Origin of the sequence: Mycobacterium yunnanensis, from assembly GCF_025823185.1 — a bacterium.
In the GTDB taxonomy this organism is placed as follows: domain Bacteria; phylum Actinomycetota; class Actinomycetes; order Mycobacteriales; family Mycobacteriaceae; genus Mycobacterium; species Mycobacterium yunnanensis.
In genome coordinates, this window is sequence record NZ_JACKVK010000001.1 from 108,015 (window position 1) to 131,666 (window position 23,652).

The window sequence follows — 23,652 nt, forward strand, 5'->3', positions numbered from 1 at the left end:
AGCCGGCCTAGACCTTCGTGAGGTCGGTCTTCATCAGCATCACGTTGTACTGAGACCACAACGAGAGGTTCCAGTACAGGTCGGTGCCGGTGCCCATCGTCGACGGAGACCACGGATGCATCATGGGCGCGTAGATGCCTCCTGGTTGCTGGGCCATCAGCACCTTGGCGCCCGACCAGCCGCCCTGCGGGGTGTCCGAAGTCCGCATCACGATGTTGTTGAACTGGTCGCCGTAGAGGACGACGTACTTCTTGAGTTGTTTGTTGTACTGGACCGACATCTCACTGACCTGGTTGCCAGGATTTGCGACGCCGCACGCACCGGTGTCCTGACCGAAGACCGCCGAGGCCTTGGCTGGTTGGTTCTTGTACCACCCCGCCGGGGTGGCTCCCCAGCCAAACCAGCCGCCGGCCGTACCGGCGCTGTAGTACTCGTACTTGGTGGTGTCGAGGATGTCCTTCTCGGCGACGCGCGACACGTAGGCCGCACCCTGGCGGCCGTTCGGGGTGCCGTAGTTGTACACGTAGCCGTCGCCGGGGCGGACGTAGGCACCCTGCTGGAAGTTGGCGTTGCCGCTCCACGGGTCGTTGTACCTGACCGACGTCGGCGCGACGGTCCAATTCTCGCCGTTGTCGGTGGAATAGGCGATCGCCGAGTAGTTGGTGGTCCACGTGCCCGCCGCACCCCAGTTGGACACCGACATGAAGTTGACGTACTGGGTGACCCCGAACTGCGTGCCCGGCGTCGGTATCGAGACGCCTGCGGTGGGGATCAGCGTGACGCCGGCCGGCAGACCGTCCGGATGGATGATCTGACGTGCAGTCGTGGGGCTGCTCAGGGGAGTGCCGCCAAACATGTTGCCGTTGAACCATTCTCCGTTGGGAATGGTCATTCCGTCGGACAGAACGGTGTCGGCACTACGGAGCAGGACGTTGAAGCGCCAGTTACCGGTCATGTTGGCACCGCTGAACGTGTCGCCGAACGCCATCAACACCTGATGCTCGTTGTACGGGGTGCTGGGATCGTCGACCATGCCGTTGTCCCAGATGACGCCGACGTCGGTGCCCGTGATGCCGAAGCGGTTGAGGGTGTCGGCGATCAAGGGGTTTCCGGTCTGATAGTTGCCCGTGACCCACTGGACGAACTGGGTCGACGGGCTCAACTGCGCGCCGGCGAGCGGGAAGCCTGGCACGTTGACCGCCGGTACCGCCGCCTGCGCGAAGGCCGCGGTGGCGGCGGCCAACGAGAGGCTGGCGGCGTCGGGCTGAACGGCCGCGGTTGGTGCTGCCGACACGCGTCCGGTGACGGCGTCGACGAAGTCGTCGAACTCGCGGCGTGCATAGGCCAGCAGCGACCACGCGAGCGGCGGCTCGGCGGGTGAGGTGGACCCTGCGCCCATGAACGGGGCCAGCAGCGAGGTGACGACGCTGGACACCATGCCGCCGATGACGGCCAGCGGATTCGGCGGTGCGAGTGGGGCGGGGGCGGTGGGAACGACAGTGACCGCGGCCGTCGACGCGACGGCGCTCGGCGTGGCGGCCGCCGTGACGACGGCGAGTTTGGTGGTCACCGTGGGGGCGGTGTCGGTGGCGGTCACCTTGGCCGCGCTCGGCGCGGCCGCGGCGTTACCAGGCGTGGTCGTGTCGGTCTTGAGTGTCGGCGCGTTGCTCGTCGTGCCCGTGGTGGCCGCGGCCGCGGTGGCGGGCTTCGCCTTCTTGGTCGACGTGGGCGCAGGCGACGGTGTGGCAGGGGTGGCCGTTGGTGGGTCATCCGGCCCGGACGAGTCCGTCGGCTCGGGTGTCTCCGTCGGCTGAGGCGCGGAGGACGGTTCGGGCGTGGAGGACGGTTTGGGCGTCGGTTCGGCTGAAGAGCCCGAAGTACCGGTGTTGGTCTGAGCGCTGACGACTCCGCTGGCTGCCGCACCCGAGGTGCTCGCGGTGCTGCCCGCGGGCTTGTCGTCGGTCTTCGTACCGGTGGACGTGCCCGAGCTCGTGGTCGTCGTGCCGCCGGTCGCGGGTTCCGGCGACGGCGCGGCGTCGGCACCGGAGGCCGAGGCGCCAGCAGTGCTGGAGGACTGACTGCTCGAGGTGTTGGTGGACCCCTCGTCGGCTAGGGCGACGCCGTACCCCGTCGCCACGGCGGTGCCCACCCCCAGTGCCACGGCTAGCCCGCCCACGCGACCGATGTACCTGGAGGCTCCCATGCTGGCCCTTCCGATGCGCTGAATTGCTCTTCCCCGATGGAGCAGAGCAATTGAATCGCACTATCTCCGGGCTCATCGGTGAAAGCCGAGTTTCCGGACCTTCACTGATGGGGCATTCGCTGCGGGCGCCGGCGGTGTTACCTGGCCACCAGGATCAGTTCAGTTTCTCGAGGGCCTTCTCGTAGAGATCGAACGCCTCGGACAGCCCGCCGCCGACCCAGGCGTCGACGATCCCCACCCTGTCGGCCACCAGCTGAATCTGGGTGACCCACTCCTGAAAGCCCTGATCGGTGCGCAGCGCGTCGATCTGCGCGTGCGAGCCCTGGATGAGGATGAACCCGCCGAGCTCGGTGCTCTGCGGTTTGAGCACGGCCGCGTCATAGCGTTCGATACGGCCTTCGCTCGACAGTTGCTCGAGGTAGCCGGTGAGCGACGACTTCAGCAGCGCCAGCGCCTGCGGTTCGCGTCCCCGGGCGGGTATTCCCCAGGCGACCCAGACTCCGGCTTCGGACATCGATTCCTCCTCGGCTATGGCGGACACGCGGCCACCGCCTGTGAGTATCTAGTACGACAGGCCGTCGGCATATCGCCGACGCCGAAGGTGTCGCCCGTTGCCGCGATTGCGGCTCTTGTAGGTGGCGAGCTGCGAGTCGCAGCTGGGGCAGACCAGCCGCAGATTCTCCCGGCGGTTGTTGGTGGGATTGCCGTCGACGTGGTCGAGCACCAGGGCCAGGTGTTCCCCTCGCCACGTGTTCGCGCCTCCGCAGATCGCGCAGCAACCGTTCTGAGCGTTGGAGAGGTATTGCCGGATGTAGTGCGTTCGGCGACTGTCGACGGCGGCCTCACCGGTCTCGAGCCAACGCTTGACGCCAGTGTCGCGACGGGCCGCGGCTTGACACGCATTACCGCAGTAGACCTTCTGGCTGCGCTTGGAGAGCGTTGAACCGCATTGACGACACTGCCTCACGGGCGTGACGCTACGACCGCCCACCGACAACGAGGCGGGGTCAGGGTGGAGCCCCCTATCGGGATTGAACCGATGACCTTCCGCTTACAAGGCGGGAGCTCTACCACTGAGCTAAGGAGGCTTGTGCCCCCGTAGCCTATCGGCTCACTCCTCGGCGTCGACGACCCGCGGGGCGGGAATCGGCCGTGTGACGGGTCGTCGCCCCCGCGCACGGGGCAGCGGGATGCGGCCGGCGATGTTGCTCAACGGGTTCACGACTTGGCTCAACGTGATGACGGCTTCGTGCAGCGCGTCGATCGTCGGTGTCAGCGCTTCCAGTCCCGGTGCGAGCCGGTTCAGGGTGTCGGCTACGTCGGCGAGCTTCATGAGGGCGCCTTGCTCGGCGGTGAGGGTGTCGAGCAGACCGCCCTCGGCGAGCAGTTTGTCGGCGACCCCGTCCTCGCGCAGGATCCGTTCGATCAGTCCGTCGTTGGCGAGCAGTTGGTCGGCGAGGCCGCCGGGTGCGATCACCCGGGACACGGCGCCGTCGTCGGTGGTCAGTCGGTCGACCAGGCCGCCCTCGGCGGTGAGCTGGTCGATCAATCCGCCGGGGGCGACCGCACGCGTGACGGGGCCGTTCTCGGCGGTCAGCCGGTCGAGCAGGCCCCCTTCGGCGGTGAGCTGGTCGACCAGCCCGCCCGGTCGAAGCATCCTGTTGACGGGTCCGTCCGGGGCGAGCGCGCGTCCGAGTGGGGCGTCGTCGTCCATCAGGCGGGCCAGCCGGTTGGCGCGTTCGACGGCGTCTTCGAGCCCCAGCAGCTGGGCCAACGACGAGCGGCTGGCGGGCACCGTGCCGTCGCCGAGCCCTCGCTGGACCACCTGAAGGGTCTCGCTGGCGACGCCGAGGCTCATGTCGGCGACGGCGAGCCCGATGCGCGCCGGTGCCGTCACCACGTCGACGAGGGCTTTGCCGAAATTCATGGTGCTCATCCTATGGCGACGGTCACATGGAGGAGTCTGGGAATCAACTCACAGGATTCTCACAGCGCCTCTGCAGCGTCATTCCATGGGAATGGGAGGACATTGTTCCCATGGCCATGGCTGCAGTTCCGGAGTTCATCCCCGAAGCGAGGATCCTCGTCGTCGACGACGAGACCAACATCGTCGAGCTTCTCTCGGTGAGTCTGAAGTTCCAGGGCTTCGAGGTCCACACCGCCTCCAGCGGTCCGGCTGCGCTGGACAAGGCGCGCGAGATTCGCCCGGACGCGGTGATCCTCGACGTGATGATGCCGGGGATGGATGGCTTCGGCGTACTTCGCCGGCTGCGCGCCGACGGCATCGACGCGCCCGCGCTGTTCCTCACCGCCCGCGATTCACTCCAGGACAAGATCGCCGGGCTGACCCTCGGTGGCGACGACTACGTCACCAAGCCGTTCAGCCTGGAAGAGGTCGTCGCGCGGTTGCGCGTCATCCTGCGGCGTTCCGGCCGTGGCGTCGAGGAGCCGCGCAGCGCGCGACTGACCTTCGCCGACATCGAACTCGACGAGGACACCCACGAGGTGTGGAAGGCCGGTGAGCCGGTATCGCTGTCGCCGACGGAGTTCACGCTGCTGCGCTACTTCATCATCAACGCCGGCACGGTGCTGTCCAAGCCGAAGATCCTCGACCACGTCTGGCGCTACGACTTCGGCGGCGACGTCAACGTCGTCGAGTCCTATGTGTCCTACCTGCGCCGCAAGATCGACACCGGCGAGAAGCGCCTGCTGCACACGCTCCGCGGCGTGGGATACGTTCTGCGCGAACCGCGCTAGCGCGCTCACATGCGTGAGTTCGCCCGTCGACGGCCGCGCTTTCTGCACAATGTGGGGATGACGGGTCTTCGGAGGCGCGGTATCCCGTTGCGGGTCGGATTGGTCGCCGCGACGCTCGTTCTGGTGGCCTGCGGCTTGCTCGCCTCTGGAGTCGCCGTGACGTCCATCATCCGGCACACCCTGATCAACCGAGTCGACGAGACGCTGCTGGACGCGTCGCGCGGATGGGCCCAGGCTCCCCGCCGGATGCCGGCCACGCCACTGGAGGATCCCAACCCCGCCCGTCCGCCGTCGGACTTCTACGTCCGTGGCATCGACTCCGACGGACGCATCTGGATGGCGGTCAACGACCGCGACGCCGAACCCGCCCTGCCCGACAGCAACGACGTCGGACCGGTGCCCGTCACCGTGGGTTCGATCGACGACTCGCACGTGCAGTGGCGCGCGATGACGGTGCGCGGTCTGCACGGCGAGCTGACCACCGTCGCAATCGACCTCTCGGACGTTTCGTCGACGGTTCGTGCGTTGACCTGGTCGCAGGTGGGCATCGGCGTCGCGGTGTTGCTGATACTCGGCATCGCCGGGTTTGCGGTGGTGCACCGCAGCTTGCGGCCGCTGGTCGAGGTGGAGCAGACCGCGGCCGCCATCGCGGCCGGCGAGCTGGATCGCCGCATTCCCGAACGGGACACGCGAACCGAGGTGGGCCGACTGTCGTTGGCGCTCAACGGAATGCTCACCCAGATCCAGCGGGCGCTGGCCTCCTCGGAGGCCTCGGCCGAGAAGGCACGTACCTCCGAGGACCGGATGCGGCGCTTCATCACCGACGCAAGCCACGAACTGCGCACGCCGCTGACCACCATTCGCGGTTTCGCCGAGCTCTACCGACAGGGTGCTGCGCGCGACGTAGAACTGCTGATGAACCGCATCGAGAGTGAGTCCCAGCGGATGGGTCTGCTGGTGGAGGATTTGTTGTTGCTGGCGCGGTTGGACGCGCAACGTCCGATGGAGCGACGCCGCGTCGACCTGCTGGCGTTGGCCAGCGACGCCGTCCACGACGCCCGGTCGGTGGCGCCGAAGCGCACCGTCACCATGGAAGTCCTCGACGGCCCGGGAACGCCAGAGGTGCTCGGCGACGAAGCCCGGCTGCGGCAGGTGATGGGCAATTTGGTGGCCAACGCGCTACAGCACACTCCGGAGTCGGCGAGCATCGCGATCCACGTCGGCACCAGGCAGGACAGCGCGATCCTGGAGGTGGCCGACGAAGGTCCCGGCATGAGCCGCGAGGACGCGCACCGGGTCTTCGAGCGCTTCTACCGCACCGATTCCTCCCGGGCCCGGGCCAGCGGCGGCACGGGGCTGGGATTGTCCATCGTCGACTCGCTGGTCTACGCCCATGGCGGGACGGTCAGCGTGACCACGGCGCCGGGTCAGGGCTGCCGGTTCACGGTTGCGCTTCCGCGGATCGCCGACGTGCCGGTGGTGCACGACCCCGGGGCCGACGAACCCGCGACGGTCTAGTCGAGCTCGGCCAGCGCAGCGACGATCTTCGCCTGCGCCTCGTCGAGAGATTCCGGTGAGGGGTTGCGGTCGACGCCCGCGAAGCCGAAGTCGGACAGCTCGCGAGCCGGGAACACGTGGACGTGCAGGTGCGGTACTTCGAGCCCGGCGATGATCAGGCCCGTCCGCTGGACGTCGAACGCCGCTGACTGCGCCTTGCCGATGCGCTGCGCCACCGCCATCACCTTGGCGAAGACGGCTGGCTCGACGTCCTGCCAGTTGTCGATCTCGGCCCGGGGGACGACGAGGGTGTGTCCCTGGGTCATCGGTTCGATGGTGAGGAACGCGACGACCTCGTCGTCCTCGTAGACGAATCGGCCGGGGATCTCGCGGTTGATGATCATGGTGAACACGGAGGCCATGGCTCGAGCATGCCAGAAGCGCGGGTCAGCGGTGGCCGACGAACCCGTCGAGCTCGTCGACCGTCCACGGCGGCGAGTCGTGGTGGTCCCGATAGGCGACGATCGTGGGGGTGGGCCGGTCGAAGCGGCCGACGAAACCTCCTGCGGCGACGAAGATTTGACCCGTCACGTCCTTCGCGCCGTCACTCACCAGATACGCATACGTCGACGCGGCGTATTTCGGCGGCGCGGCGTCCAGCGCACCCTGCATGCTGACGTCGTCGAGCATTCCGCGACGGTTGAGCTCGCCGATCTGCGCCTCGTATTCGGGACCGGTCGACAGCCGCGTCTTCGCGCCAGGACACACCACATTCGCCCGCACGTTCCGCGACTTCAGCTCTGCCGCGATCGCAAGCGTCAGGGCGTTGACCGCGCCCTTGCCGGCGGGATAGCCCGTTCCGCCGTAGTCGCCGAGGAAGGCGAACGAGCTGGTGTTGACGATCGCGCCACCACCCTGGGCGACCATCTTGGGCGCCGCCGCCCGGCACGTCTCGAATACCGTGCCGAGGTGCGCGTCGAGGAGATCGCGGAACTGTGCCGAGGTCACGTCGAGGATCGACGAGCCAGCCGGCTCCGCGGTGCCCGCACAGTTGACCAGGGCGTCGATCCGGCCGAATTCGTCGATGCACGAGGCGATTAGCGCGTCGGCGGTTCCCGGGTCGGCTGGTGACCCGGCGACACCGATGGTGCGGCCACCCACGTGCGAGACGGCAGCGTCGACCACGTCGGGGTCGCGGCCGTTCACGACGACGCCCATGCCGCGGGAGGTCAGGAGTTCGGCGACGGCGAGACCGATGCCGCGCGATCCGCCGACGACGACCGCGGCGGCAGTCAGCTGTCGCCCTCGGTCTTCTGCCCGAACTGCATGGCGTCCATGTTCCAGTAGCCCCGCAGGTTGGTGATCAACCCGGCGTCGTTCACGCGGTAGGTGAACACGCCTCGCACGGTCGCCGTGAATCCGTTGGGGAACTCGGTGTGCAACACCAGGATGTAGGCGATCTCGGTGGGTGAACTCGAGCGGAAGGTCTCCTCGCGCGTCACGGTCAGCCGGTTGGGCCCGATGTTCGCGTCGTAGAAGGCGGCCAGCGCCTCCTTGCCGCGAACACCGGTCCCGTCGGGATTGGTGACGGCCTCGCCGATGGGGTCCTCCACGACGACGTCCTCGGCCATCAGCGCCAGCCACCCGTCACGGTCACCCGCCTGGACGCAGCGCCACGACGCCTCGGACGCGGCGACCACCGGCGTCGCCTCAACCGTCTCCTGGGACACGATGACTACCGGTCTGCGTCGGTGTAGCGGATGACGCCGCGGATGTTGCGGCCTTCGAGCATGTCGGTGTAGCCGTCGTTGATCTGCTCCAGCTGATACTGCCGCGTGACCATGTCGTCGAGGTTGAGCCGGCCCGCCTTGTACATCGACAGCAGCTGCGGGATGTCGAAGTGCGGGTTGCCGCCACCGAAGATGGTGCCCTGCAGCCTCTTCTGCATCAGGGTCAGCATCGCCAGGTTGAGCGTCACGTTGGTGTCCAGCATGCTGCCGATCGCGGTCAGCACGGTGGTGCCACCCTTGGAGGTCAGGTTGACGTAGTTGTCGACGTCCTTGCCGTCGAGTTCGCCGACGGTGACGATGACCTGCTTGGCCATCAACCCCTGGGTGACCTCGGCGACGCCGGCGAAGGCGGATTCGATGTCGGGATAGGCATGCGTGGCACCGAATTTCAGTGCGGCGTCGCGCTTCCATTCCACCGGTTCGATGACGAAGAGGTTGCGGGCTCCGGCGTTGACCGCACCCTGCAACGCCGACATGCCGACACCGCCGACGCCGACGACCGCGACGTCGTCGCCGGGCCGAATGTCGCCGGCCTTGACGGCCGAGCCGTAACCCGTCGTCACACCGCAGCCCACCAAGCAGGCCACCTCGAACGGAATGGACGGGTCGATCTTCACCACGGAGCTCTTGTGCACCACCATGTACGGGCTGAAGGTGCCCAGCAGCGTCATCGGGAAGACGGGTTGCCCCTTGGCGGTGATGCGGTGGGTGCCGTCGGAAACGGAGACGCCGTTGAGGAGTCCGGCGCCCAGATCGCAGAGGTTGCGAAGACCGGCCTGACAAGACGGGCACCGACCGCACGACGGAATGAACGACAGCACCACGTGGTCACCGGGGGCAAGGTCCTCGACCCCGGGTCCGACCTCGGTGACGATGCCGGCTCCCTCGTGACCGCCGAGAACGGGAAAGCCCATCATCGGAATGCCGCCGGTCACCAGGTGATGGTCGGAGTGGCACATGCCCGAGGCTTCCATCTGGATCTTGACCTCGTCCTTGACGGGGTCGCCGATCTCGATTTCTTCGATCGACCATGGCTGGTTGAACTCCCAGATGAGCGCGCCCTTTGTCTTCACGAGTACCTCTCTCGACGTGCGAATTGAGTCAGTGACAACAGCGTAGAACCCTTAGTTAACTGGATCACACCCACCCCAAGCAACTGCTTGGTGGAGTTACCAGATGACGACGGGGGACTCGCCCAGCGGGTAATAGCCCGGCAGCTTCTCTCCGGCCATGCTGCGCTCGATGCGCTTCTGCATGCCGTCGCTCAGGTCGCCGGATTCGATGAGCTTCATGAACATCTTCGACACGTGGCCGAAGTCGAAGAAGTCGCGCTGCCACTCGATCAAGAGTTGATCGTCGAGCCGGAACCAACTGCCCCCGATGCCGTAGATCTCGTCGCGGGTGCCGTCGGACTTGTTCACGATCTGCTTCCAGAAGCCGACGATTTCGCGTTGCTTCTCGTCGACGAGCACCTTCTGGTACTCGTAGACCCAGTTCTCCAGGCCCTGCATCTCCAGACCGAGGGCGACCCGCCGGATCTCGTCCCGGCCGATGCACATGACGTCCTCCTTGGGCCCGATGTTCCAGCCGTAGGTCGCGTCCTCGGCGTAGAAGTCCGCCAGTGCCGTCCAGTCACCGGCCTTCTCGGCGTCCCGGTTGACCTGCAGCCAACGTTCGACCCACTCGTCGAGCTGTTCACGTGAAGCCATGTTCGTCAGTCCTTTTCCGTCAAGGAGATTGCTTGGGTGGGACACATCTCGATCGCCCGCTCGACGTCCTCGCGGACGTCGTCGGGTGGCTCGGCGTCGAGGATTTCCACGACGCCACGCTTGGGCACTGCGAACACCCCGGGCGCCTCCAGTTCGCACATGGCGTGGCCCTGGCAGAGGTCTTCGTCGAGGAGGACGCGGTAGCAACCCATTGGCTCAGGCCTTGACCCGCCTGCGGTAGCGGACCTTGGCCGGCTGAGCCAACTGCACGACCATCTTGGAGTGGTCGTTGCGGTAGCTGTCGGCGGGCTGGGACATCTCGAATTCGTACTCGCGCAACAACACCGAGAAGATCGCCTTGATCTGCATCTGAGCGAACGCCGCGCCGACGCAACGGTGCTTGCCCGCGCCGAACGGGATCCACGTCCACCGGTTGGCCAGGTCTTCCTGGCGCGGCTTGTCGTAGCGGGCGGGGTTGAAGTCGTCGGGGTCCGGAAAGTCTTCGGCGATCCGGTTGGAGATCGCCGGTGACGCGGCGACGAACTGCCCCGCGTGGATCGGGTAGCCCGCGACCTCGAATTCGTCTTGCGCGACACGCATCAGGATGATGAGCGGCGGGTGCAAGCGCAGCGTCTCCTTCAACGCGTTGTCGAGTTTCGGGATCTGCCGCAACGCATGGAAACTGACTTCCTGACCGTCGGCGTAGAGCTCGTCGAGTTCCTGCTGGACCGCGGCGTACACCTCGGGGTGGCGCAGCAATTCGATCAGGGTCCACGACGACGTGCCCGAACTGGTGTGGTGACCGGCGAACATCAGCGAGATGAACATGCCCGTGACCTCGTTGGCCGTGAAGCGGGGGTTGCCGTCGTCGTCCTTGATGGACACCAGCACGTCGAGCAGGTCACGATCCTGCTTGTCCTTGGGCGGGTTGGTGATCCGGCCGTTCATGATCTCCTGCACCAGCTCGACGAGCTTCACACGGGACTCGTCGCGGATGCGGAAGCTCTCGATGTCCATGTACGGGTCGACGTAGCAGAGCGGGTCGGTCCCGCGTTCCAACTGGTGGTAGTAGTGCGCGAATCGACCGTCCAGCTGCTCGCGGAACTTGAGGCCGATGAGGCAGGCGGTCGAGGTGTAGATGGTCAACTCGGAGAAGAAGTCGAGGAGTTCGATCTCGCCATCGGATCCCCAGTCGGCGATCATCTTGAGAACCTCGTTCTCGATGGTCGCGGCGTGACCCTTCATCTGCTCGCCGCGCAACGCGGTGTTGTGCAGCATCTCCGCGCGACGCTCGGGGTCGGCGTCGAAGACCACGCCCTCACCGAAGATCGGCGTCATGAAGGGGTAGGCCGCGGCCTGGTTGAGCTCGGAATCGCTGGACCGGAAGAAGAACTCGTTGGCCTCCGACCCGGACAGCATGACGACCTGCTTGTCGACGAGCTGGAACCATCCGACGTCACCGCACTCCTCGCGGATGCGATTCATCAGGCCGATGGGGTCGGTACGAAACTCCTCGAGGTGGCCATGTTCTTCCTCGCCACCGGATACTCGGGGGACTACGGCAGTGGTCACGAGTTCAACGCCCCTTCGTCGACTTTGAGCTGCTGGCGCTCCTTGCTGGTGGCCAACGGCGCTTCGGGCTGAAGTTCCATGTTGGCGATGAACCCACCGCGCGGTGTCTCGGCGACGAACGTGATGGCGCGCGCCAAATCCGATGCGCGCAAGAAGTAGTCGTGCCGGGCCTGGCCCCACTTGGCCCAATCCTCGAGTGCGGGCCCGATGAGTTCGGCGGGCAGGCTCCAGCCCATGGAGGTCTTCGTCGGGCCGGGGTGCACGATCGAGGCGCGCACCCCCGTGCCCTCGAGCTCCATCTGGAAGTTGGTCACCATCGCGACGAGGGCGGCCTTCGCCGCGCCATAGGCACCCATGTGCGGCCGCTGCCGCAGCGCGACGTCGGAGCCGACGAAGATCAGGTCACCGCGCTGCCGCTCGAGCATGCCGGGCAGCACCGCAGCGGCCAGCCGGTTGGCGCCGACCAGATGGATCTGGAGCTGCGAGTTGAAGTCGTCGGTGCTGATGTCGGCCAGCTTGCCGAAGTACGTGTCACCTGCGCCCGCCACCAGCACCTCGATGTCGCCGAGCGCGTCGACCGCCTGCGCATGGAACGCCTTGACGGAGTTGGGGTCGGTCACGTCGAGGTGGAACCCGACGGCTTCGCCACCCTCGGCGTTGATCTTCCCGACGATGTCGTCGAGCTTCTCGACGCGCCGTGCACCGAGTGCCACGGGAAAGCCGCGCGCCGCGAGCGCGATGGCGGTCGCCTCCCCAATCCCTGCGGACGCGCCGGCGACGACGGCGGGCCTGCGGTCTGGGAGCGGAGCGAAGCGGGGCATCGTGTAATCCCTTCAGCGGGCCTGGATCGTGATGGGTAGGTGCGCGAAACCGCGGACACTGCTGGAGTGCACCCGCACGGAGCTGGCCTCGTCCACCTCGTAGCCGCGAACGCGCTCGAGGAACTTGGTCAGCGCCACCTGGGCTTCCATCCTGGCCAGGTGGGCCCCCAGGCAGAAGTGCGCGCCGCTGCCGAAACTCACCAGCTTGGAACCGATTTCGCGGTCGATTCGGTAGTCGTCGGGATCGTCGAACACCCGGTCGTCGCGGTTGGCCGACCCCGGCAGCAGCAGGAGCACGTCGCCGGCGGGGATCGTGGTGTCGTACATCTCGAGGTCGGCGTCGACGGCACGGGCCAGGATCTGACTCGAGGTGTCGTAGCGCAATGTCTCCTCGACCCACGGCTTGACCAACGAGTGGTCGGCGAAGACGGGCGCCAGTTGATCGGGGTTCTTGAACCCCCAATAGGCCGCGTTGGCAAGCAGTTTGGTGGTCGTCTCGTTACCGGCGACGACCATGAGGAAGAGGAACGCGATGATCTCCTCGTCGGTCAGCTTGTCGCCGTCGATCTCCGCGTCGACCAGCGCCGAGGTCAGGTCCTCGGTGCGGGTGGCGCGCCGAGACGAGACCATGTCGGCGTAGTAGACCATCAGGTCGGCAGAGGCCTGCATGGCTTCGGCAGGCACGTCCTTCACGCCGTCGTCCCGGTGCATCACGCCGTCGGCGAGGGCGCGGATACGCACCCTGTCCGACTCCGGGACACCCATGAGTTCGGAGATGACGTCCATCGGGAGCTTGCCCGCGAAGTCGTCCACGAAGTCGAAGTGGTCCGACTGAACGGCGGCGTCCAGGTGTGCCACCGCGATCTCGGTGACGCGGGACTCCAGTTCACGAATTCGTCTAGGCGTGAACCCCTTCGACACCAACGTCCGCAACCGTAGGTGCCCCGGATCGTCGAGGGCCAGAAACGACATCACCCGGTGGGCGTGTTCGTTGCGGGAGATCGGATCCAGGGAGACGCCGTGCTTGTTCGACAGCGACGTGCTGTTGCGAAAACCTTGGACGACGTCGGCGTGCCGGGACAGTGCCCAGAACTTCTGGTCTTCGTTGTGGTAGAGCGGTGCCTCGTCGCGGAGTCGTCGGTAATACGGGTACGGGTCCTCGTGGAAGTCGTAGTCGTACGGGTCCAGCAGGACCTCGGAGTGACTGGTCGTCATTGGTGTTTCCCCACGATGAGGCCGATGACGTAGCTCAGCCGGTCGGCGATCTGGTGATAGGTGAAGGCGCCACTGCCGGCGTTGACGAGCGCGCCGAAGTAGGTCATCTCCAAGGCGGACACGACGCGCGGATCGGTGTCCGGCCCGGCGGCGGACTTGATCCTGCGGTGGATCTCCAAGCCGATGCGGTCACGGACGCGACGGACGGTCGGATCGTTGCCGGAGAGCAGGGCCGTCGTGCACGCGGCCGCCACCTCGGGCTCGTCGGCGACCACCAACACGAGGTTGCGCAGCGCCTTCTCGACGCGAGTCGGCATCGGCTCGTTCACGTCGGTGTAGAACGGCACCTTGGTCATCAGGTCGAGGTAGATCTCGGCGATGAGGTGATTCTTCGACGAGAAGTACGTGTACGCCGTAGCCGGGGCCACCTTCGCCCGTGCCGCCACCGAACGCACCGTCAGATCGGCGTAGGACGATTCGCGCAACATCTCCATCCCCGCGGTGAGCACCTTGCGAAAGGTCTCCTCCTGCCGCCGGTTGCGCGGCGCCTCGTCGACCGCTGGAGCCGTCGCTTCGCTGGACACATGTCCAAGTTATCGGAAGGGCTTGGACATAGGCAAGCTCGTCGGCGAACTCATGTCAAACAGCCAGCCAAGCACTGGTTCTGGAGCCGCCTACCCGGCACACCCTTGCCATGCCCGAGCGTCGGCGGTTATGGTTCGAACCGTGATGATCGGACAGGTGTCCAGAACCGAAGAGGGAACGAGATGACACTGCTGAGCGGTCGCCGCAGTCGATTGCTCGTCGACGGCAAGCTGATCGCGGGCAGTGGGGGAACGTTCCCGACGGTCAACCCCGCGACCGAGGAAGTGCTCGGCGTCGCGGCCGACGCCACCGAGGCCGACATGGACGTGGCGATCGGCGCAGCACGGCGGGCATTCGACGACACCGACTGGTCGACCAACGTCGAACTCCGCGTGCGGTGCATCCGTCAGCTGCAGCAGGCGATGCGGGACCACGTCGAGGAATTGCGGGAGCTGACGATCGCCGAGGTCGGTGCGCCGGTGATGCTGACGTCGATGGCCCAGCTCGAAGGGCCGATCGAAGACCTCAGCTTCTGCGCCGACACCGCCGAGTCCTACCAGTGGACGACCGATCTTGGCTACGCCTCGCCGATGGGCATCAAGACGCACCGGACGATCGCCCGCGAGGCCGTCGGCGTCGTCGGGGCGATCACCCCGTGGAACTTCCCGCACCAGATCAACCTCGCCAAGCTGGGCCCCGCGCTGGCAGCCGGCAACACGGTCGTGCTCAAGCCAGCACCCGATACGCCCTGGTGCGCAGCGGTATTGGGAGAGCTCATCGTCGAACACACCGACTTTCCCCCCGGTGTGGTCAACATCGTCACCTCCAGTGATCATGGCGTGGGTGCGCTGCTGTCGAAGGATCCGCGCGTCGACATGGTGTCGTTCACCGGGTCGACGAACACCGGCCGGGCGGTGATGGCCGACGGCGCTGCGACGCTGAAGAAGGTGTTCCTGGAACTCGGTGGCAAGTCTGCGTTCCTGGTACTCGACGACGCCGACCTCGCGGGGGCATGTTCGATGGCGGCGTTCACCGCGTCGATGCACGCCGGGCAGGGTTGCGCGATCACGACGCGACTGGTGGTACCGCGGGAGCGTTACGACGAGGCCGTCGAGGCGGCCGCGGGCACGATGTCCGGGTTGAAGGCGGGGGACCCCACCAAATCCGGAACCGTATGCGGCCCAGTCATCTCCGCGCGCCAGCGCGACCGCATCCAGGAGTACCTCGACTCGGCGATCGCCGAGGGTGGCACGTTCGCGTGTGGTGGCGGCAGCCCCGCCGATCGCGACACCGGGTTCTTCGTCGATCCGACGGTCATCGCGGGCTTGGACAACAGCGCGCGGGTGGCGCGAGAGGAGATCTTCGGGCCCGTGCTGACGGTCATCGCTCACGACGGTGACGACGACGCGGTGCGGATCGCCAACGACTCGCCCTTCGGTCTGTCGGGCACGGTCTTCTCCGCCGACGACGAACGCGCGGCGGCGGTGGCGGCGCGCCTGCGGGTCGGCACGGTCAACGTCAACGGCGGCGTCTGGTATTCGGCGGACATGCCCTTCGGCGGTTACAAGCAGTCCGGCATCGGCCGGGAGATGGGAATCGCCGGTTTCGAGGAGTATCTCGAGACGAAGGCCATTGCCACGGCAGCGAATTGAGGAGGCGTCAGTGGGTCTGTACGGGGATCAGTTCAAGGACAGGGTAGCGATCGTCACCGGTTCCGGTGGTGGCATCGGGCAGGCCTACGCCGAGGCGTTGGCTCGCGAGGGTGCGGCCGTGGTAGTAGCCGACGTCAACGTCGAGGGTGCTCAAAAGGTGGCCGACGCCATCAAGGGCGAGGGTGGCAACGCGCTCGCGGTGCGGGTCGACGTGAGCGATCCGGACTCGGCCAAGGAGATGGCCGCGCAAACCCTTTCGGAGTTCGGTGGCATCGACTACCTGGTCAACAACGCCGCGATCTTCGGCGGGATGAAGCTCGACTTCCTGGTCAGCGTCGACTGGGAGTACTACAAGAAGTTCATGAGCGTGAACCTCGACGGGGCGCTGTTGTGCACACGCGCGGTCTACCGAAAGATGGCCAAGCGCGGGGGCGGGGCCATCGTCAACCAGTCGTCGACCGCAGCGTGGTTGTACTCCAACTTCTACGGTCTTGCGAAGGTTGGCATCAACGGCTTGACCCAGCAGTTGGCGACCGAGCTCGGTGGCCAGAACATCCGGATCAACGCCATCGCACCCGGTCCGATCGACACCGAGGCCAATCGCAGCACGACCCCGCAGGAGATGGTCGCCGACATCGTGAAGCGAATTCCTCTGTCGCGCATGGGTGAGCCCGAGGATCTCGTCGGCATGTGCCTGTTCCTGCTCTCGGATCAGGCGAAGTGGATCACGGGGCAGATCTTCAACGTCGACGGCGGACAGATCATCAGGTGAACACCCTCGGCTACATCGGTCTGGGCAATCAAGGTGCTCCGATGGCCAAGCGCCTCGTCGACTGGCCCGGTGGACTAATCGTCTACGACGTCCGCACCGAGTCGACGGCACCACTGGCCGAGCTCGGGGCGACGGTCGCAGGCAACGTCGCCGAGGTGGCCGCCGTCGCGGACGTCATCAGCGTGACCGTGCTCACCGACGCGCAGGTTCGCGACGTGGTCGCCGAACTGGGCGCGCACGCAAAGCCTGGCACCGTCATCGCGATCCACTCCACGATCGAGCCGGAGACGGCCGCCGAGCTCGCCGAGGAATTGCGTCCCCACGGGATTCACATCGTGGACGCCCCCGTCAGCGGTGGTGCCGGCGCGGCTGCCAAGGGCGAGCTGGCCGTCATGGTCGGCGCAGACGACGCGGCCTACGAGCACGTCAAACCCGTGTTCAAGCGGTGGGCGTCGATGGTGGTCCGAGCTGGTGAGCCCGGCGCGGGTACGCGAATGAAGCTGGCTCGCAACATGTTGACGTTCATCGGCTTCGCTGCGGCGTGCGAAGCGCAGAAACTGGCGGAGGCCGCGGGCATCGACCTACAGAAGCTCGGCCGGGTGGTGCGGCACTCCGACGCCCAGAGCGGTGGGCCGGGCGCGATCATGGTTCGTGACGACACCATGCCGTTGACGGCCGACCACTTCCTACACGACATGTTCGTCCACACGCGCGGCCTGGCGGAGAAGGACCTGCGGTTGGCCCTGAGACTTGGAGAGGCCACCGGAGTGGAACTACCGCTGGCCGAGATTGCGTTGCGAGACGTGGCCGACGGCCTCGGCGTGCCGCACGAGAGGAGCTAGACGATGGACGAATTGCGCCGCAAGGGCCTCGAGAAGATGAACGAGGTCTACGGCTGGGAGATGCCCAACGTCGAGGGTGACCCCTTCTTCGACCTGACGGTGGATCACCTCTTCGGCACCATCTGGACCCGGCCGGGTCTGTCGATGCGGGACAAGCGCATCATGACGCTCACCGCTGTTGCGGCCCTGGGGAACGACGCGCTCGCCGAGATTCAGGCCAACGCCGCGATGCACAACGAGGAGATGACCGGCGACGAACTCAAGGAGATGGCCGTCTTCCTCACCCAGTACCTCGGGTTCCCCCTGGGCTCCAAGTTCGACGGCGCCGTGACGAAGGTGGTGAAGAAGCGGAGGAGGGCTGCCGAGCGGGGTGAGGGCGAGGACAAGAAGGCCAACGTCGACGCTGCGGTACAGATGCATTCGGGCGACCGATGACGAGCAGGTACGCCGCGCTGTCGCGCGACGAGCTCGCCACCCTGGTGCCCGAGTTGCTGTTGATCGGCCAGCTCATCGACCGCTCGGGGATGGCGCACTGCATCAGTGCGTGGGGCCGCGACGAGATGCTGCAGATCGCCATCGAGGAGTGGGCGGCGTCCAGTCCGCTGTACACCAAGCGAATGCAGAAGGCGCTCAAGTATGAAGGGGTGGACATCTTCACGCTCTTCAAGGGTCTGCAGCTCGACATCGGTGCGCCACCACAGTTCATGGACTTCCGCTACACCGTGCACGACCGGTGGCACGGCGAGTTCCACCTGGACCACTGCGGTGCGCTGCTCGACGTCGAGCCGATGGGTGACGACTACGTGCACGGCATGTGTCATGACATCGAGGACCCGACGTTCGACGCCACGGCCCTGGCCACCAACCGCAAGGCCCAGGTGCGTCCGATCCACCGGCCACCACGAGTGCCGGCCGGCCGCACGCCGCACTGCGCGTGGACGGTCATCATCGACGAGTCCTACCCCGAGGTTCCCTTCATTCCGGCGATGGACGTCGTCGCCGCGAGCCGCGCCCATGCCTGCGAGCTCGATCCGATCGATCCAGACGACGAAGGGGCGGCCGACTACTCCGGCGAGCTGCTCGCCGACGTCGACTTCGGCGCGTTCTCGCATTCGGCACTGGTGCGCATCGCCGACGAGGTCTGCTTGCAGATGCACCTGCTGGTGCTGTCCTTCACGCTCGCGGTGGCGGCTCGCGCGAAGGACGACGTGGCCCTGCAGGAGTCGGTCCGCTACAAGCAGCTGATCGGGATCGCCGGGGTGGCCGCCGAGCGCATCCACCGGGCACTTGGTCTCTCGCGTGACGCCGAGGGTGCGCTGAGGGTGCTGGAACTGCACCCGCTGTTGAATCCGGCGGCGTACGTGTCGGTCGAGGTGAGTCCGGAGTCCCTTCGCGTTCGGCCGTCACCCGCCCACGAGGACGGCGCCTGGATCTCGCTGGTGTCGCCGGTCGCGGACCTGCCACTGCAAGCCGTCGTCCAGGCCGTCGACCCGCACCTGCGAGCCGAGGTGTCCGGCACCGAGACCGACTGGACCGTGCGCGTGATCGAAACCGACTCTCCGGCGAAGGAACTCGGTGAAGTCGCCGTCACGAAGTTCTCCGGCGGGGCGAACTGGGTGTTCCAGGAGCGAAAGTCGTTGCCACTCACGGTGGTGTGAGCGGACCAGGCACGATTGGGCCGGCGACCCACCGTCTGAGGTAATCGCGCAGCGCCTCACCCGAGCGGGGCGGCCGACCGGGGTCGATGACGAACGACTGGATGATCCGCAGCAGGTACTCGGCGAGCTCGTCGAGATCCGTCTCGGAGAAGCCGCACCCCGGCCAGTCCACGTCGAACCGGCGCAGCATCGCGTTGGCGAAACGGAGGGCGACGTCCGAGGTCACCGAGGCCGTGTGCTCGTCGGCGCGGCCCGGCGCGATCAGCAGGCCGATGTGCTTGTCCTCGGGCAGCCATTCCAGTGCGGTTGCGATGGCCTCGGTGACGGCGTCGAGCGGGTCGGTGCGTCCCCGCAGGTGCTCGGCCAGCCGCTCGAGGAAGTCGTCGGCGGCGTGCACGGCGGCGGCTACCAGCAAGGCTTCGGTGCTGGCGAAGTACCGGTAGACGGTTTGCCGGGTGACCCCGAGGGTGCGGGCGACGTCGGCGATGCCGATGTCGGCGCCGCGTTCGTCGATGGCCTTGCTCGCGGCATCGAGAATTCGGGTTACGGCCTCGTCGTCGGTCGCGGGCGCCGATCCCGACCAGCCATGGGTGCGCACGAGCAAATCGTAACCGGGGCCTTGAGAAGCCCGGCCAGCCCGGTCAGCCCCGGTAGGCGACCGGCAGCTCCTTGACACCGTTGATCCATCCCGACCGGAGCCGTTGCGGTTCGGCCACTTTGGCGATGTCGGGAATCTGGTCGGCCAGCTCGTCGAAGATCAGCTTGATCTCCATGCGGGCCAGGTTGGCGCCGATGCAGAAGTGGGCGCCGTTGCCTCCGAAGGCCAGGTGCGGGTTGGGGTTGCGCATGATGTCGAACTCGAAGGGCCGCTCGAAGACGGCCTCGTCGAAGTTGGCGGAGCTGTAGAAGAGACCGGCCCGCTGGCCTTCGGCGATCGTCACGTCGCCGAACCTCACGTCGGCCAGGGCGGTCCGTTGGAAGCAGTGCACCGGGGTGGCCCACCGAACGATTTCGTCGACCGCGGTCGCGGGCCGCTCGGTCTTGAACAGCTCCCACTGGTCCGGGTTGTCGAAGAACGCGTTCATGCCGTGCGTCATGGCGTTGCGGGTGGTCTCGTTGCCCGCCACGGCGAGCAGGATGACGAAGAACGCGAATTCGACATCGTCCAGCGGTTTTCCGGTTTCGGTGTCCTCGGCTTGGATCAGTCGGGTGACGATGTCATCGGCCGGTTGGCGGCGGCGCTCCTCGGCCATGGTGTACGCGTAGCCCATCAGCTCGGCGTTGGCGGTCGTGGGGTCGGCGTCGAAGTCGGGGTCGTCGGTGTTGATGACGCTGTTGCTCCAGTGAAACAGCCGCTCGCGGTCGGCTTCCGGCACGCCGATCAGGTCGGCGATGGCCAGCAGCGGAAGGCGGGTGGCGACGTCGGCGACGAAGTCGCCGTGATCCTTGGCGGCGGCGTTTGCGACGATCTCGCGCGCTGCGACCGCGAGTTTCTCCTCGAGCGTCGCGACCGCGCGCGGGGTGAAGAGGCGGGAGACGATCTTGCGTAGCCGGGTGTGCTCGGGTGCGTCGTGGTTGATCAGCAGTGCCTTGGTCAAGTCGAGCTGCTCGGCGGTGACGCCCTCGGGTAGCCGCATGACCGCACCCTTGCGGTTGGTCGACCACAGGTCGCCGTTGCGCGAGATGGCCTTGATGTCCTCGTGCCTGCTGATCACCCAGTAGCCGCCGTCGTCGAAGATCGACTCTTGCTGCTCGTTCCACCAAACCGGAGCGGTCTTGCGGAGCTGGGCGAATTCGTCGACCGGGATGCCGCGGACCAGGACGTCGGGGTCGGTGAAGTCATACCCGGCCCCGAAGGGACATGCGCTCTGCGTGGTCGCCATGACCGAGACCATACATCTGATTGGCAAGTGTATGGCCGAATTCGGGGGTTTAGGGTTACCACCGTGCGCGTCCTCGTGATCGGATCCGGAGCCCGTGAACATGCGTTGTTGCTCGCCCTGCGTCGAGATCCCGAGGTGGACGCCCTGGCCGTCGCGCCAGGCAATGCCGGCACGGCGTCGGTCGCCGAGCAGCACGACGTCGACGTCACCTCGGCTGACGAGGTGGTGAAGCTGGCCAAGCGCACCGAGTCCGACCTCGTCGTCATAGGACCCGAGGTGCCGCTGGTCCTCGGCGTCGCCGACGCCCTGCGCGCGGCGGGCATCGCGTGCTTCGGTCCCTCCAAGGACGCCGCCCGCATCGAGGGGTCGAAATCCTTCGCCAAGGACGTGATGGATGCCGCGGGTGTGCGCACCGCGCGCAGCGAGATCGTCGACAATCCCGCTCGTCTGGACGCCGCGCTGGACCGGTTCGGCCCGCCCTCCGGTGACGAGGCCTGGGTGGTCAAGGACGACGGCCTGGCTGCAGGCAAGGGCGTGGTCGTAACCGCTGACCGCGACACCGCCCGCGCGCACGCCGCCAGCCTCCTGGATTCCGGGCATCCCGTGCTGCTCGAGTCCTTCCTCGACGGTCCGGAGGTCTCGCTCTTCTGCGTCGTCGACGGGGAGACGGTGGTGCCGCTGCTACCCGCGCAGGACTTCAAGCGGGTCGGGGACGGGGATGCCGGACCGAACACCGGGGGCATGGGCGCCTACACCCCGCTGCCCTGGCTGCCCGTCGAGGTCCTGACGAGCATCGTCGACGACGTCGTCACACCGGTGGCCGCGGAACTGGTCGCCCGTGGCTGCCCATTCTCGGGCCTGCTCTACGCCGGATTGGCGATCACCTCACGCGGCCCGGCCGTGGTCGAGTTCAATTGCCGCTTTGGCGATCCCGAGACTCAAGCCGTGCTGGCGCTGCTGGAGAGCCCCCTTGGGCAGCTGCTACACGCCGCCGCCGTCGGCGAGCTGGCCGGTCAGCCCGCGCTTCGGTGGGCCGACGGTGCGGCCGTCGCGGTGGTGCTGGCCGCCGAGAACTACCCGGGGCGGCCTCGGGTTGGGGACGTCATCACGGGGTCGGATGCGCCCGGCGTGCTGCACGCGGGTACCGCTCGCCGCGAGGACGGGACCGTCGTGTCGTCGGGCGGTCGGGTGCTCTCCGCCGTCGGCACCGGTGCGGACCTCGTCGCCGCCCGCGACGCGGCCTACGCCGTCATGGCCGGAATACGATTGCCCGGCAGTCACTTTCGCACCGACATCGGATTGGCGGCCGCCGAAGGGCGGATCGGCGTCTAGCTACGCGACGAGAAGCGGTGCCATCCAGGCGATTTCCCCCGGGAGCTGAGAACTCCAGAACGCGCCGTCGTGACCGCCCGGGGAGAATCCGCCCGAGGGAGGGTTGGGTAGCTGCCCGATGAACTGCTTCGTGGCGGCGTAGAACGGATCGCTGTCACCGCAGTCGATCCTGATCGGAATGGATCCCAGGTTCGGCAGCCCCCACACGCTGTTGGCGGCGTAGTCGGCCGCACCGTCGAAGGCGCCGGGTGCGGTGGCGTCCGACGAGGTCCACAGTGCGGGGCTGACCGCGCAGATCGCCGCGGTACGCGCGGGGCCGAGTCGCGACCCGAGCAGGAGCGCGCCGTAACCGCCCATCGACCAGCCCAGGAATCCGACGCGCGAGACGTCCAACCCCTGCTGGCCGAGCAGGGGGATCAACTCGTCGAGCACCATCGAGCCGGAGTCCTCCCCGGAGGCCCTGGCATGCCAGTAGCCGCCACCACCGTCGACGGCCACGACGGCGAACGGGGGAATGCCCGAGGCGACGGCCTGGGCGAGGCCCTGCTCCACACCGCCTGCCATCACACCTGCTGCGTCCTGACCCTTGCCATGCAAAGCGATGACGGGACGAAGGGGACCGGTTTGGCCGGGCGGCCTGGCGATCGCCCAATTGGTCGTCACCCCGCCACGGGCTGCCGAGACGAACGACCCCGTGACGTAGGTGGGTGCCGGGGCTGCCGGCTCCAGCGGCACCGGGGGTGGTGCCAGCGGTGCACCGATCCCCGTCATCGCAACGGGCGGCTGCGTCGCCGACGGCGGACTCGGCGTCGAGCCAAGGGCGTACGCGCCCGCGGCACCCGCGGCCACTCCGGCACCGAGGCGCAGGACGGCGCGACGGCTCAGATTGGGCATGCGCGCCATCATGCCACCGGTGCCTCTGGCGGCCGCCGCCGCAGCGCGGACCACGCACCGGTGCACCAGAGCGCCCACACCACCAGCAGCGGTTGAAAGAGCAACCGGACACCCCGGGACAGGTCGGAGTCCAAGCCGAACGCAGGACTGTGGGTGAGGAATTGCGAGACGTTGCCGGGGAAGACGACCACGAACAAGGCAGCGGCTGCCCAGCCCAGGACGACGCGGTGCCGCGGCACCACCACGAGGGCAATGCCGAGGACGATCTCGACGATGCCCGAGGCGATGATCACGAAGGTGGCGTTCAACGGCAGCCACGGCGGAATCTGGGCGTAGAACGCGTGCCGGGCGAAGGTCAGATGGCTAGTGCCGGCGAAGACGAGGGCAGCGCCCAGCAGCACCCGGCCCAGTACGCGCGGGACGGATGTGGCGGGTGGGTTCGCCGCGGATGAGTGCACGGTCGCCTTTCG

26 protein-coding genes and 1 tRNA gene are annotated in these 23,652 nt (G+C 67.0%); 8 read left to right on the top strand and 19 right to left on the bottom strand.

The window, feature by feature from the left end; all coding sequences use genetic code 11:
* Positions 1–7 precede the first annotated feature (7 nt).
* The 5 genes from H7K45_RS00535 to H7K45_RS00555 all read right to left on the bottom strand — a co-directional run bounded on the left by H7K45_RS00535 (position 8) and on the right by H7K45_RS00555 (position 4,130).
* On the bottom strand, positions 8–2,203 hold the full coding sequence (locus tag H7K45_RS00535) for a DUF4185 domain-containing protein (RefSeq protein WP_263993750.1): 2,196 nt from the start codon (positions 2,201–2,203) through the stop codon (positions 8–10).
* A gap of 154 nt (positions 2,204–2,357) precedes the next feature.
* Complete coding sequence (locus tag H7K45_RS00540) at positions 2,358–2,717, bottom strand: hypothetical protein (protein WP_263993751.1); 360 nt, start codon at positions 2,715–2,717, stop codon at positions 2,358–2,360.
* 48 nt (positions 2,718–2,765) lie between these two features.
* On the bottom strand, positions 2,766–3,170 hold the full coding sequence (locus H7K45_RS00545) for an HNH endonuclease (RefSeq protein ID WP_263993752.1): 405 nt from the start codon (positions 3,168–3,170) through the stop codon (positions 2,766–2,768).
* Positions 3,171–3,216: 46 nt separating this feature from the next.
* Positions 3,217–3,291, bottom strand: a tRNA-Thr gene (locus H7K45_RS00550).
* A 23-nt stretch (positions 3,292–3,314) separates the two neighbouring features.
* Positions 3,315–4,130 (bottom strand): hypothetical protein, encoded by an 816-nt coding sequence (locus tag H7K45_RS00555; protein WP_263993753.1) that lies wholly within the window; start codon positions 4,128–4,130, stop codon positions 3,315–3,317.
* Between the two features lie 110 nt (positions 4,131–4,240).
* On the opposite strand from H7K45_RS00555, the gene H7K45_RS00560 reads away from it, so the two are divergent.
* Together H7K45_RS00560 and H7K45_RS00565 are read left to right on the top strand one after the other, a co-directional pair.
* Positions 4,241–4,960 carry a response regulator transcription factor gene (locus H7K45_RS00560; RefSeq protein WP_263993754.1) on the top strand — a complete coding sequence of 240 codons (720 nt, stop codon included), beginning with the start codon at positions 4,241–4,243 and terminating at the stop codon, positions 4,958–4,960.
* Positions 4,961–5,017: 57 nt separating this feature from the next.
* A complete protein-coding gene (locus H7K45_RS00565; RefSeq protein WP_263993755.1) occupies positions 5,018–6,478 on the top strand; it encodes a sensor histidine kinase in 1,461 nt (486 codons plus the stop codon).
* On the opposite strand, the gene H7K45_RS00570 is transcribed toward H7K45_RS00565, so the two are convergent.
* The 10 genes from H7K45_RS00570 to H7K45_RS00615 form a co-directional block, all read right to left on the bottom strand.
* Positions 6,475–6,879: an HIT family protein gene (locus H7K45_RS00570; RefSeq protein WP_263993756.1), complete on the bottom strand. Its 405-nt coding sequence runs from the start codon at positions 6,877–6,879 to the stop codon at positions 6,475–6,477. The two genes, H7K45_RS00565 and H7K45_RS00570, sit on opposite strands and share 4 nt — an antisense overlap.
* 25 nt (positions 6,880–6,904) lie before the next feature.
* Positions 6,905–7,753 (bottom strand): SDR family NAD(P)-dependent oxidoreductase, encoded by an 849-nt coding sequence (locus tag H7K45_RS00575; protein ID WP_263994222.1) that lies wholly within the window; start codon positions 7,751–7,753, stop codon positions 6,905–6,907.
* Positions 7,750–8,187 (bottom strand): nuclear transport factor 2 family protein, encoded by a 438-nt coding sequence (locus H7K45_RS00580; protein ID WP_263993757.1) that lies wholly within the window; start codon positions 8,185–8,187, stop codon positions 7,750–7,752. The genes H7K45_RS00575 and H7K45_RS00580 overlap by 4 nt, the downstream gene beginning before the upstream one ends.
* A 5-nt stretch (positions 8,188–8,192) precedes the next feature.
* A complete protein-coding gene (locus H7K45_RS00585; RefSeq protein WP_263993758.1) occupies positions 8,193–9,320 on the bottom strand; it encodes an NDMA-dependent alcohol dehydrogenase in 1,128 nt (375 codons plus the stop codon).
* A gap of 96 nt (positions 9,321–9,416) precedes the next feature.
* A complete protein-coding gene (locus H7K45_RS00590; RefSeq protein WP_263993759.1) occupies positions 9,417–9,956 on the bottom strand; it encodes a nuclear transport factor 2 family protein in 540 nt (179 codons plus the stop codon).
* A gap of 5 nt (positions 9,957–9,961) precedes the next feature.
* On the bottom strand, positions 9,962–10,168 hold the full coding sequence (locus H7K45_RS00595; RefSeq protein WP_263993760.1) for a ferredoxin: 207 nt from the start codon (positions 10,166–10,168) through the stop codon (positions 9,962–9,964).
* Between the two features lie 4 nt (positions 10,169–10,172).
* On the bottom strand, positions 10,173–11,528 hold the full coding sequence (cyp51, locus tag H7K45_RS00600; RefSeq protein WP_263993761.1) for a lanosterol 14-alpha demethylase: 1,356 nt from the start codon (positions 11,526–11,528) through the stop codon (positions 10,173–10,175).
* Positions 11,525–12,349: an SDR family oxidoreductase gene (locus H7K45_RS00605; protein ID WP_263993762.1), complete on the bottom strand. Its 825-nt coding sequence runs from the start codon at positions 12,347–12,349 to the stop codon at positions 11,525–11,527. The genes cyp51 and H7K45_RS00605 overlap by 4 nt, the downstream gene beginning before the upstream one ends.
* Before the next feature lie 12 nt (positions 12,350–12,361).
* Entirely contained in the window at positions 12,362–13,564 is a 1,203-nt protein-coding gene (locus H7K45_RS00610; protein WP_263993763.1) for a cytochrome P450, read from the bottom strand.
* A complete protein-coding gene (locus tag H7K45_RS00615; protein ID WP_263993764.1) occupies positions 13,561–14,148 on the bottom strand; it encodes a TetR/AcrR family transcriptional regulator in 588 nt (195 codons plus the stop codon). The genes H7K45_RS00610 and H7K45_RS00615 overlap by 4 nt, the downstream gene beginning before the upstream one ends.
* A 183-nt stretch (positions 14,149–14,331) precedes the next feature.
* Here H7K45_RS00615 and H7K45_RS00620 point away from each other — a divergent pair, with 183 nt between their 5' ends.
* The 5 genes from H7K45_RS00620 to H7K45_RS00640 are packed head-to-tail and all read left to right on the top strand — an operon-like array spanning position 14,332 to position 19,073.
* A complete protein-coding gene (locus H7K45_RS00620; RefSeq protein WP_263993765.1) occupies positions 14,332–15,801 on the top strand; it encodes an aldehyde dehydrogenase in 1,470 nt (489 codons plus the stop codon).
* Between the two features lie 10 nt (positions 15,802–15,811).
* Positions 15,812–16,573, top strand: a complete 762-nt coding sequence (locus H7K45_RS00625) for an SDR family oxidoreductase (RefSeq protein WP_263993766.1) — start codon at positions 15,812–15,814, stop codon at positions 16,571–16,573.
* Complete coding sequence (locus tag H7K45_RS00630) at positions 16,570–17,415, top strand: NAD(P)-dependent oxidoreductase (RefSeq protein WP_263993767.1); 846 nt, start codon at positions 16,570–16,572, stop codon at positions 17,413–17,415. The genes H7K45_RS00625 and H7K45_RS00630 overlap by 4 nt, the downstream gene beginning before the upstream one ends.
* A 3-nt stretch (positions 17,416–17,418) precedes the next feature.
* On the top strand, positions 17,419–17,850 hold the full coding sequence (locus H7K45_RS00635) for a carboxymuconolactone decarboxylase family protein (RefSeq protein WP_263993768.1): 432 nt from the start codon (positions 17,419–17,421) through the stop codon (positions 17,848–17,850).
* Positions 17,847–19,073 carry a hypothetical protein gene (locus H7K45_RS00640; RefSeq protein WP_263993769.1) on the top strand — a complete coding sequence of 409 codons (1,227 nt, stop codon included), beginning with the start codon at positions 17,847–17,849 and terminating at the stop codon, positions 19,071–19,073. The genes H7K45_RS00635 and H7K45_RS00640 overlap by 4 nt, the downstream gene beginning before the upstream one ends.
* Here the strand turns inward: H7K45_RS00640 and H7K45_RS00645 are convergent.
* Both H7K45_RS00645 and H7K45_RS00650 read right to left on the bottom strand, forming a co-directional pair.
* Entirely contained in the window at positions 19,060–19,671 is a 612-nt protein-coding gene (locus H7K45_RS00645; protein ID WP_263993770.1) for a TetR/AcrR family transcriptional regulator, read from the bottom strand. The two genes, H7K45_RS00640 and H7K45_RS00645, sit on opposite strands and share 14 nt — an antisense overlap.
* A 43-nt stretch (positions 19,672–19,714) precedes the next feature.
* Entirely contained in the window at positions 19,715–20,956 is a 1,242-nt protein-coding gene (locus H7K45_RS00650; RefSeq protein WP_263993771.1) for a cytochrome P450, read from the bottom strand.
* Positions 20,957–21,019: 63 nt separating this feature from the next.
* Here H7K45_RS00650 and purD point away from each other — a divergent pair, with 63 nt between their 5' ends.
* Positions 21,020–22,288: a phosphoribosylamine--glycine ligase gene (purD, locus tag H7K45_RS00655; protein WP_263993772.1), complete on the top strand. Its 1,269-nt coding sequence runs from the start codon at positions 21,020–21,022 to the stop codon at positions 22,286–22,288.
* On the opposite strand, the gene H7K45_RS00660 is transcribed toward purD, so the two are convergent.
* Positions 22,289–23,194: an alpha/beta hydrolase gene (locus H7K45_RS00660; RefSeq protein ID WP_263994223.1), complete on the bottom strand. Its 906-nt coding sequence runs from the start codon at positions 23,192–23,194 to the stop codon at positions 22,289–22,291.
* Positions 23,191–23,640, bottom strand: coding sequence for a DoxX family protein (locus H7K45_RS00665; RefSeq protein ID WP_263993773.1), 450 nt, complete (start codon positions 23,638–23,640; stop codon positions 23,191–23,193). The genes H7K45_RS00660 and H7K45_RS00665 overlap by 4 nt, the downstream gene beginning before the upstream one ends.
* Between the last annotated feature and the right edge of the window lie 12 nt (positions 23,641–23,652).

What these genes read in the sequence shown, in the direction of transcription:
- H7K45_RS00535 (WP_263993750.1), bottom strand. Translation starts at nt 2,203, where the DNA reads ATGGGAGCCTCCAGGTACATCGGTCGCGTGGGCGGGCTAGCCGTGGCA.
- H7K45_RS00540 (WP_263993751.1), bottom strand. Translation starts at nt 2,717, where the DNA reads ATGTCCGAAGCCGGAGTCTGGGTCGCCTGGGGAATACCCGCCCGGGGA.
- H7K45_RS00555 (WP_263993753.1), bottom strand. Translation starts at nt 4,130, where the DNA reads ATGAATTTCGGCAAAGCCCTCGTCGACGTGGTGACGGCACCGGCGCGC.
- H7K45_RS00560 (WP_263993754.1), top strand. Translation starts at nt 4,241, where the DNA reads ATGGCCATGGCTGCAGTTCCGGAGTTCATCCCCGAAGCGAGGATCCTC.
- H7K45_RS00565 (WP_263993755.1), top strand. Translation starts at nt 5,018, where the DNA reads ATGACGGGTCTTCGGAGGCGCGGTATCCCGTTGCGGGTCGGATTGGTC.
- H7K45_RS00570 (WP_263993756.1), bottom strand. Translation starts at nt 6,879, where the DNA reads ATGGCCTCCGTGTTCACCATGATCATCAACCGCGAGATCCCCGGCCGA.
- H7K45_RS00590 (WP_263993759.1), bottom strand. Translation starts at nt 9,956, where the DNA reads ATGGCTTCACGTGAACAGCTCGACGAGTGGGTCGAACGTTGGCTGCAG.
- H7K45_RS00595 (WP_263993760.1), bottom strand. Translation starts at nt 10,168, where the DNA reads ATGGGTTGCTACCGCGTCCTCCTCGACGAAGACCTCTGCCAGGGCCAC.
- H7K45_RS00605 (WP_263993762.1), bottom strand. Translation starts at nt 12,349, where the DNA reads ATGCCCCGCTTCGCTCCGCTCCCAGACCGCAGGCCCGCCGTCGTCGCC.
- H7K45_RS00610 (WP_263993763.1), bottom strand. Translation starts at nt 13,564, where the DNA reads ATGACGACCAGTCACTCCGAGGTCCTGCTGGACCCGTACGACTACGAC.
- H7K45_RS00620 (WP_263993765.1), top strand. Translation starts at nt 14,332, where the DNA reads ATGACACTGCTGAGCGGTCGCCGCAGTCGATTGCTCGTCGACGGCAAG.
- H7K45_RS00635 (WP_263993768.1), top strand. Translation starts at nt 17,419, where the DNA reads ATGGACGAATTGCGCCGCAAGGGCCTCGAGAAGATGAACGAGGTCTAC.
- H7K45_RS00640 (WP_263993769.1), top strand. Translation starts at nt 17,847, where the DNA reads ATGACGAGCAGGTACGCCGCGCTGTCGCGCGACGAGCTCGCCACCCTG.
- H7K45_RS00650 (WP_263993771.1), bottom strand. Translation starts at nt 20,956, where the DNA reads ATGGCGACCACGCAGAGCGCATGTCCCTTCGGGGCCGGGTATGACTTC.
- H7K45_RS00660 (WP_263994223.1), bottom strand. Translation starts at nt 23,194, where the DNA reads ATGATGGCGCGCATGCCCAATCTGAGCCGTCGCGCCGTCCTGCGCCTC.